General features: G+C 67.3%; 9 protein-coding genes. 3 read left to right on the top strand and 6 right to left on the bottom strand.

Annotated features, from left to right (window positions below; translation table 11 throughout):
- Positions 1 to 391: 391 nt before the first annotated feature.
- From K8V11_RS13445 to K8V11_RS13430, 4 genes are all read right to left on the bottom strand, one after another.
- The gene (locus K8V11_RS13445; RefSeq protein WP_303915305.1) at positions 392 to 2,071 is read right to left on the bottom strand and encodes an acyl-CoA dehydrogenase family protein; all 1,680 of its coding nucleotides are present in this window, start codon (positions 2,069 to 2,071) and stop codon (positions 392 to 394) included.
- Between the two features lie 2 nt (positions 2,072 to 2,073).
- Positions 2,074 to 2,688, bottom strand: a complete 615-nt coding sequence (locus tag K8V11_RS13440) for a TetR/AcrR family transcriptional regulator (RefSeq protein ID WP_303915303.1) — start codon at positions 2,686 to 2,688, stop codon at positions 2,074 to 2,076.
- Between the two features lie 131 nt (positions 2,689 to 2,819).
- Complete coding sequence (locus K8V11_RS13435) at positions 2,820 to 3,653, bottom strand: 3'(2'),5'-bisphosphate nucleotidase CysQ (protein WP_303915301.1); 834 nt, start codon at positions 3,651 to 3,653, stop codon at positions 2,820 to 2,822.
- Between the two features lie 45 nt (positions 3,654 to 3,698).
- A complete protein-coding gene (locus K8V11_RS13430) occupies positions 3,699 to 4,355 on the bottom strand; it encodes a hypothetical protein (RefSeq protein ID WP_303915299.1) in 657 nt (218 codons plus the stop codon).
- A 179-nt stretch (positions 4,356 to 4,534) separates the two neighbouring features.
- Here K8V11_RS13430 and K8V11_RS13425 point away from each other — a divergent pair, with 179 nt between their 5' ends.
- From K8V11_RS13425 to K8V11_RS13415, 3 genes are all read left to right on the top strand, one after another.
- Entirely contained in the window at positions 4,535 to 5,365 is an 831-nt protein-coding gene (locus K8V11_RS13425) for a hypothetical protein (protein ID WP_303915296.1), read from the top strand.
- Between the two features lie 54 nt (positions 5,366 to 5,419).
- A complete protein-coding gene (locus tag K8V11_RS13420) occupies positions 5,420 to 5,917 on the top strand; it encodes a DUF309 domain-containing protein (RefSeq protein ID WP_303915293.1) in 498 nt (165 codons plus the stop codon).
- Positions 5,918 to 6,055: 138 nt separating this feature from the next.
- The gene (locus tag K8V11_RS13415; RefSeq protein ID WP_303915290.1) at positions 6,056 to 6,319 is read left to right on the top strand and encodes a hypothetical protein; all 264 of its coding nucleotides are present in this window, start codon (positions 6,056 to 6,058) and stop codon (positions 6,317 to 6,319) included.
- 65 nt (positions 6,320 to 6,384) lie between these two features.
- Here the strand turns inward: K8V11_RS13415 and K8V11_RS13410 are convergent, their stop codons facing one another.
- Together K8V11_RS13410 and K8V11_RS13405 are read right to left on the bottom strand one after the other, a co-directional pair.
- Entirely contained in the window at positions 6,385 to 7,590 is a 1,206-nt protein-coding gene (locus K8V11_RS13410) for an acyl-CoA dehydrogenase family protein (protein WP_303915287.1), read from the bottom strand.
- Between the two features lie 62 nt (positions 7,591 to 7,652).
- Positions 7,653 to 8,450, bottom strand: coding sequence for an SDR family NAD(P)-dependent oxidoreductase (locus K8V11_RS13405; RefSeq protein ID WP_303915284.1), 798 nt, complete (start codon positions 8,448 to 8,450; stop codon positions 7,653 to 7,655).
- Between the last annotated feature and the right edge of the window lie 211 nt (positions 8,451 to 8,661).

Below are 8,661 nucleotides of genomic sequence, written 5' to 3'. Positions count from 1 at the left end.
CGATGAACCCGGCGCCGCCTGTAACTAGAAGCCGCATACGTCCAACACTAGTGGGCGCCCCGGAATCATTGCCCGCGGTTCCGTAGGTCCTCGCTGATATCGCGGAAGATCATCAACAGATACTCGGTTCCGTCTGTCCCATAGGTGACACTCGTCGAGGCCTCTATCGACCGGATGAATGTAGCCGAGGGTCCGCCCGGACAGCAGCGTCTCGCGCGGTACGCCGAGGAGTTCGGAATATGCGTTGCTGATCGCCCCTACCCAGACGGGCACCCACTCAGCACCGAAAGCACGTTTATTACCAGCGGAGATAGCCCTTGCTGTTGCGCTTCACCCGCCGAATCGACGAAATAAAACACCGTCGGTTCTTTTCCGCGCCCATCTCGCACGATCACGCTCGCCCGATCACCGTGTCGAGGTCGATTCCGCCGGCAGGCATAGCCCCGTATTCGTATCCTCGTCCCGCGCCGAGCCGGGCCGAGCAAAATGCCTCCGCCATCGCCGGGTCCGCGTCGCGCAGCAGTACCGACGCCTGGAAGCTCAGCGCCATGGACTCGACGAGAAGCCGCGCCCCCGACTGCGCGCCCAGGGGGTCGCGCGCAGCATCCGCGAGCAGAGCCAGGGTCATGTCCGCATGCGCGTCGTAGTCGGGGTGCTTGCCGCGCTGGGCAACGATCTCCGCCTCGAACGCCGTGGCCGACTCGGGATCTCTGGCCAGCGCGCGAAGTACGTCGAGCGCGATCACATTGCCCGACCCCTCCCACACGGCGAGCACCGGCGCTTCCCGGTAGCGCCGCGCGAGCGGGAAGTCCTCGGTGTACCCGTTCCCGCCGAGGCATTCCAGCGATTCGTAGGCGTGCCCGGGTCCGCGCTTACACACCCAGTACTTGCTGACGGCGGTGGCGATCCTCCGCAGGGCGGCCTCGCCTTCGTCGTCGTGCGCCTGCGCGAGGCGGAGCGCGGTCCACGTGGCGGCCTCGGATTCGATCTGCAGGTCCGCGATAACTCCCCGCATCGCAGGTTGATCGATGAGCGTCGCACCGAAGGCGGCGCGGTGGCGCGCGTGCCACGCGGCTTCGGCGACCGACTGTCGCATGCCCGCGGCCGCGCCGATCACGCAGTCCAATCGGGTGCGCCCGACCATGTCGATGATCGTCCGCACGCCGCGGCCCGGCTCCCCGACGAGCCACGCCAGCGCGCCGTCAAACTCGACTTCGCTGGAGGCGTTGGATTTGTTGCCGAGCTTGTCCTTGAGGCGCTGCACGAGAAATGCGTTCCGCTCGCCACCCGGCAGGATGCGTGGCAGCCAAAAGCAGCTCAGCCCCTCCGGGGCCTGCGCCAGCACGAGGAACGCATCCGACTGCGGCGCCGAACAGAACCACTTGTGTCCACGCAGTGCATATACGCTCTCCCCGATGGACGGCGCAGGCTCGGCGACCGTGGTGTTCGCGCGAACGTCGGAGCCGCCCTGCTTCTCGGTCATCGCCATGCCCACGATGAGACCGTCCTTGCTCGCGGGATCGCGAAGCTCCGGATCGTAAATCGTGGACAGCAGCTTCGGCTCCCATTGCGCGGCGAGATCGGGCGCGCGGCGCAGCGAGGGAACGATCGCGTGCGTCATGGATACCGGGCACGAATGGCCCGGCTCGATCTGCCCCGCGAGGTAGAAGCCGGCGGCCCGCTGCACGTTCGCTCCCGGCCCAGGGTTGGCCCATGCGCTGGTGTGCAGCCCCTCGGCGATCGAGTACTCCATGATCGCGTGGTAGCCGGGGTGGAATTCGATCTCGTCGACGCGGTTACCCCAGCGGTCGAATGGGTGATGCCGGGGAGTGAAGGTGTTCGCGAGCTGCGCGTTGTCCTGGTATTCGGCAGTGCCGACGTGGGCGCCGATGCGGTGGAGCTTGCCGGTGTCCGCGGCAGGGGCGTAGGCGGCGACGGCATCGACGAGCGCCTGGTTGGCGGCGAATTCGTCGATGTCGACGCGCGCGGGGGCCTGGTTCGCGACCTCGTGTGTGCGGCCGCTTCGCAGTGGCTGCAAGTGCTCCTGCGTGCCGGGACGGGGAATAGACATCGTCATGAGTGTGCTCCTAGTGCGCGGGTACAGAAGGTCAAGAGATACCGGGTGACCTCGCCGTCGTCGTCTGGCCCGTATTGAGGTGCGGTCAACCGGCCGAACAGGTTTTCGCTGATGGCGCCGATCACGGCGCGTGAGGCGAGCGCGGGGTCTTGGTCCGGGAGCTCCCCGAGGTCGACCGCGGTGGAGATGGCCTCGGAAAAGAAGCGGTGGTGGCGCTGGCGCAGGGCGAGGCGCTCTGCCTCGATCGCCGGGCTCGCAGGCTCGAACAGCAAGGCCTCCGCCATCCTCCGGCCACGAAAAGCGCGCCCGGCAAACGTGGAGATAAAGCTTTCCAGGCGCGTGAGGAAATCGACTCCCGGCTGTTCGAGCGCCTCGCGCGCGTACTCGAGTTCGTGTCCGGCGACCACACGAAACACCTCGGCGAGTAGTTCATCGCGGTTGCCGAAGTACGAGTACACGCTGCCGGTGGACACCTCGGCGCGGGCGGCGATCTCGCGCACGCTCGCGCCTGCGAAGCCACAGTGCGCCACCGTGTGGATGGCCGCGTCGAGGATTGCCTGCCGGCGCGTCGCCGCCCGCACGCGCACCTGGGCGGTTTCGCGATACGCCATGGTCACCTCACGAATGGTTGTGAACGATGGCTCGCGGCCACAAGGTTTGAACCGGCGTTCATTTGTGACAGAGCTTACACCTAGCCAATCGCGATGCCCAGGCCCTGCGGCCACACGACACCGACCGGTGGCTATCGATGTGCCGCGATCGCCTCCACGATCTGCTCGCGCAGCTCGGGCCGGCAGATGACGAGGTCGGGGAGGTAGGTGTCGGCCACGTTGTATTCGAGGGGCGAGCCGTCGATGCGGCACGCGGCGAAACCGTGGGCCATCGCGACCCCGGCCGGCGCCGCCGAGTCCCACTGGAATTGGCCGCCGGCGTGGATGTAGGCGTCGGCCTCCCCGCGGACCACGCACATCGCTTTCGCCCCGGCCGAGCCCACCGCGAGCTGCGTTCCGCCGAGCGCGGAGACAACTCCGGCGAGGAATCGCGGTGGCCGCGATCCGGAGGCCACGATTCGGGGACGTGCGACGTCATCCTGCGGGTCGAGCAGACCGCCGGCGGCCTCGCCCGGCTCGAGGGGCACGGTGTCGCCGGCAAAATTGCGGGCGCCGCCGGTGCCGATGACGAGGCCGAGCCCCGGCAGCGAGACGGCGGATACATCGAGGCGGGAGCACTCCGGGGTGCCGTCGCGCAGCCACAGCGCGACGTGGACCGCCCAGTCGTTGTGGCCCCGCATCGAGTATTCGCGGGTGCCGTCGACGGGATCGATGATCCACACCCGATCCGCGCTTTCGCGTGCCGAGACGTCCGGGCTCTCCTCGCTGAGAACCGCGTCGCCGGGGCGCTCCTCGGCCAGCCGGGCGAGCAGAAATTCATTCGAGCGCCGGTCGCCGATATCGCCGAGCGCGCGGCCTCCCGCCTTCTCGGAGTCGCGGATCTGGAGCAAAAGCTCGCCCGCCTCTACCGCTAGCGTTTCGGCAAGGTGCTGATCTGCGGCGAGTTCGGAAGCGGGAGGCGTCATGAAACCCACTGTAGTCCACGGCTCGCGGACCACCGGGCGAACGTTCTACCGCAGACGCGGCACGCCGGTGCGGTACGCGCCGACGCGCATGGGGACCACGCCCCAGATGATCGCGGCGCCGATGAGCAGCAGGATCACCTCGGGGATCGACTGCCACAGTGCCATGGTGAGCAGCAGGATCAGCGCCCACAGGCCCACGACGACGAACAGGAGATTGAACAGCTGCGCAGGCTGGTTGACGGCGGCGTGCAGCCCCATCATGACCGCGCCGGCCACGAGCACGAGAATCCCGAGCCCGACCCCGCGGATGGTGTATTCGAAGGGATCGCCGAGCGCGAGGTACTCACCGCCGATGGCATCCGAGAAACGCACGGCGAGCAGGTCGAACACCCACACGACCATGCCGTAGAGAACGCCGGCGACGATCGCCACGATGAACAGCTCGATCCACAACGATTTGAGGTTGAACAGCTCGGTGAGCGACGCCGTCGAGCGCTGCCTCTGCGGGCGCTCGTCGTAGCCCGGGTCGACCTCGCGCGCGCCGCCCTGATCGTAAAAACCGCCTGGCTGCGCTGCGGGGCCGCCGTATCCGTAACCGGGGTTCTGGGGGTAGTTCTGCGCCGCACCATATCCGTCGAACGCGCGCGTTTGGTCGTTGCCGTCACTCCACGCGCGGTACTGGTCGTCGTTCGGTTGCGACATGAATTGCTCGCCCCTTTTCCTTCTCGCGTCTATTTACTCGAGTCTTGGTGCTGGCGACTCGTGGCCGCGCAATTGCGTTGCCCGCATTGTGCCTTATCCCACGCCTGTGAGCCGAAATCTTTGCCCATTCCAGTGTTCCTCTCAGCCGACGTTGCGGGTGTGGCGATAGCTTGGCACTCATGCGCATCATCATCGCCGACGGCATCGACACCTCCCTCGAGCATTCCGAGGTCATGTCCCAGGCAGCGCGCACCCTTGCGCGCTGGACGGAAGCCACGCCCGAATGGGTCGACTGGCCCGCGGCGATGGTCGGAGTCGGGGGCGAGGGTTCGTGGGTCGCCAACGCCGCGATCGGCCTCGCGGATCTGCGCGAAAAACTCAACACCGATGACGACGGGGTAATCCTCATCTCCTACTCCGGAGGCAATCGCATCGTGCATGATCTCCTCAATGAGGCGGCCGCAGCCGGGGACACGACTCTGCTTTCTCGGGTGCGGGCGGTCGGGTTGGTCTCCGATCCGTGGCGGCCCGCCGGCGTGCGCACACCCGGAACGCCGGACCCGGGCGGCTACGGGCTGTGCGGGGAGGACTTCGGTCCGATCCCCGAGCGCACCGTGTGGTGCGCTGCCGAGGGCGACGCGGCCACCGCCGCACTGCCGGACGCGATGCTGCGCACGGCCGCCGATATCGGCACCCACATGGACGAAAAGCGCCTCACCGGGGCGCTCGATGGGATCCGCACGCGCCTGGCCGCCGAGTCGTTCCAGCTCCAGGGACTGTACGACGGCAACCCTGTGCGCTGGCTGCGGGATCTGTTCGATCGCGGCGCGCAGCTTCGCGGCGACGTCGACCGCTATTACGGCGGCTGGCATACCGACCATTACACGCGGCCCTTTGCCGGCGGCCCGTCGCTCATCGAGCGGCTGTGCGCGGAACTCGCCGGTCACGCCGGCGTCGAGGTACCGCCCACCGATTCCGCCGCGGCGGGCGACGCTCCCATCCCCTTCTGACTCGACTTCCGACTCCCGCGTCCTTCGCGGCGGCCAAAGTGGGACGATGGGGATATGACTCCCCCAGTCCGCAAGGAACGCGATCGCGACGACGAGGGCCGCGCCAATAACGCGCGCCCGCGTGATGAACTCGGCCGCCCGTTGCCTCCCGGTTCGAAGGGCATCGGGCGAATCCCGGAGGACCTCGATCTACCCCCCGCCGAGTCGCTCGCCTGGGCGCAGGATCTGCTCGACCGCGGGCTCGCGTTCAACGCGCACGAGGTGCTCGAGGGCGCGTGGAAGTCCGGCCCCGACGGCGAGCGCGAGCTCTGGAAGGGGCTTGCCCAGCTCGCGGTGGGCATCACCCACGTGCAGCGCGGCAATCTCAAGGGCGCCCGGACGCTGCTCGAACGCGCGTCCGCCCGAATTTCCGGGTTCGCCGGTTCGGCGCCGTACGGAATCGACGCCGCCGGCCTGTTCCGCCACGCGGACGGGCTTATCGCCGAGCTGGCCGGCGGCTCCGAACCGGATGCCGAATGGCTGCGCCCCCGGCTGGTGAGCTCGCCGGCCTGAGCCGCCCGGCCGGCACCGCCAGAGCACCGGTTTGTAATGCACACGGCGGATTTACGGATGACCATGTGAAAGACTGCCACGCGGGACGGGGCTTTCGTTCCGCCCGACGATGAGCACAATTTTCGACCAGGAGCACGTATGCGCACATCCATCCGCCGAATCGCCTCTATCACCGCCGTCGGCGCCGCCGCGACCGCAATGTCCGTCGGAGCTGCCGGCACTGCCGGCGCCCAAGCCCCTCTTCAGGGTTCTCTCGAAGCCGCCGGGCTCGTCAACCAGGACGGGACCTTCACCGAAATCGGCCAGTCCGTGGGAGTTCCCATCGTCGCCGGTTCCGGGCTCGCGTTCTTCGGTGTTTGCCTCTCCGTCGAGATCACCGGTGTCGCAAACTGCCCGACGTAAGCCGGTAGCTCTTGCAGGGCGTCGTGCCGGGTACAGCAGCTACCCGGCACGGCGCCCGCGCTGTATCAGCCCACGTAAGGCGGGGTCTTCTTGAGCTCGCCGCGCGCCACGGTGTTGCGGTGTACCGCGTCGGGGCCGTCGACGATACGCAGGACGCGAGCCCACGCGTAGAAGTAGGCAAGAACGTAGTCGTCGGACACCCCGGCGCCGCCGAACACCTCGATCGCACGGTCGATCACGGTGCACGCCACCTGTGGCGCGATGACCTTGATCGCCGAGATTTCGTAGCGCGCCTCTTTCGCGCCGACCTCGTCGATCATCCACGCGCAGTGAAGCACCTGCAGGCGCGCCTGGTCTATCTCGATGCGTGAATTCGCGATCAGTTCCCGCACCACGCCCTTCTCGGCGAGCGGTCCGCCGAAGGCCTCGCGTTCCTTTGCCCGCTGCACCATGAGCGCGAGCGCGCGCTCGGCCATCCCGATTGCACGCATCGCGTGGTGGATACGCCCCGGGCCGAGCCGCGCCTGCGCGATTGCGAACCCGTCCCCCTCGGCGCCGAGCAGGTTGTCCGCGGGCACGCGGGCGTCGTCGAAGACCAGCTCGGAGTGCCCGTGTTGGTCTTGGTAGCCGAAGATCGGCAGGTGCCGCTTGATCGTCAGCCCCGGGGTGTCTCGTGGCACGAGAACCATCGATTGCTGCTTATGGGTCGGCGCGTCCGGATCGGTGCGCCCCATGACGATGAAAATCTCGCAGCGCTCGTCGGCGACGCCGGTGATCCACCACTTCCGCCCGTTGATGACGTATTCGTCTCCCTCGCGCCGGATCGACGTCTCTACATTCGTCGCATCCGACGATGCCACTGCCGGCTCGGTCATCGCATACGCGGAACGGATACTCCCGTCCTTGAGCGGCTTCAGCCACCTGTTCTTCTGCTCCTGCGTGCCGAAATTCTCCAGCGTCTCCATGTTCCCGGTGTCCGGCGCCTGGCAGTTGATCGCTTCCGGCGCGATCACCGGCGACCACCCGGAAATCTCCGCGATCGGGGCATATTCGAGGTTCGTCACCCCGGACCATTCGGGAAGGAAGAGGTTCCACAGCCCACGCTTCTTCGCCTCGGTCTTGAGCTTTTCCATCACCGGCGGGTGCGCGTGCTCGCCGTGTTCCGCGAGGTAGGCATGCCACTCCGGCTCCGCCGGGAACACGTGCTCGCGCATGAAATCCCACATCGACTCGGTCAATTCGACCGTCTTCTCACTCTGGGTGAAATCCATTTCCCGCCCCATCCTCTAATTTTGTGTTGTTTTCCTATGAATGACGTCGGGCCCGCTTTCCCTCAGTGCCCCGTCATGCCCCCGTCGACGACCAACGTGGAGGCGGTGACGAACGAGGAGGCGTCGGATGCGAGGAATAGCAGTGCCGCGTCGAGCTCATGTTGTCTGCCGAGACGGCCGAGGATCGTCGAGCCTGTGATCGATTCCATCATCGGTTCGGGGATTTCGTCGGTCATTTCCGAACGGAAGTAGCCCGGGCACAGCGAATTGACCCGGATCCCACGGCGCGAGCCCCACTGGTGGGCGAGGTCTCTCGTCAGCCCGATTACCGCGGTCTTCGTCGAGGTGTAGGCCGCCTGCGGTGCAAAGCCCGCGGTGAGTCCGAGGATCGACGCGACGTTGACGATCGAGGATCCGGGTTCCATCACCGCCGCGCATTCCTTCGCCATCCAATACGTGCCGTTCAGGTTGACGTCGACGACGCCGCGGAACTGCTCCGGAGTCTCCTTGAGCGCAGGCACCGCGGTTCCGACGCCCGCGTTGTTGACGAGGATGTCCACGCGGCCGAAGGCGTCGATTGCCGCGCGCACGGCCGCCGCGCAGGAGTTCGGATCGGCGACGTCACACGCCACGGTCGCGACCGAGCGGCCCTCTCCGGCCAGCTCTTCGGCGAGGGCCTCGAGCTTGTCTAGGCGTCGCGCGGCGAGAAGCACCTGGGCACCGGCGGAAGTCAGCGCCCGGGCGAAGCCGGCGCCGAGCCCGGATGAGGCGCCGGTGATGATCGCGACCTTGCCGTCGAGGGCGAAGCGGTCGAGGAGTGGAGTGGCGGTGTCGTCGCCGGTGCGGGGGTCGATTCCCATCGGGTGCGCCTTTCTTTCGATTCTTGGTTGGGGTGTGCGTTCAGAGCATCGAGCGGCCGAGGTCGACGAGCTCTCGAATCTGCCCGCCGAGATCGCCGAAGTGCTGCCCGGCCATGTCGCCGGCCTCGGCCCGGGTGGCGACGCCCTGCGCGATCGCTGCGAACTTGAAGGCAGAAAATGCGAGGTACCAGTCGAGGGATTCGGCGTCCGT

Source organism: Dietzia timorensis (assembly GCF_020742175.1).
Classification (GTDB): domain Bacteria; phylum Actinomycetota; class Actinomycetes; order Mycobacteriales; family Mycobacteriaceae; genus Dietzia; species Dietzia timorensis_A.
This window is presented reverse-complemented; position numbering and strand designations above follow the sequence as displayed.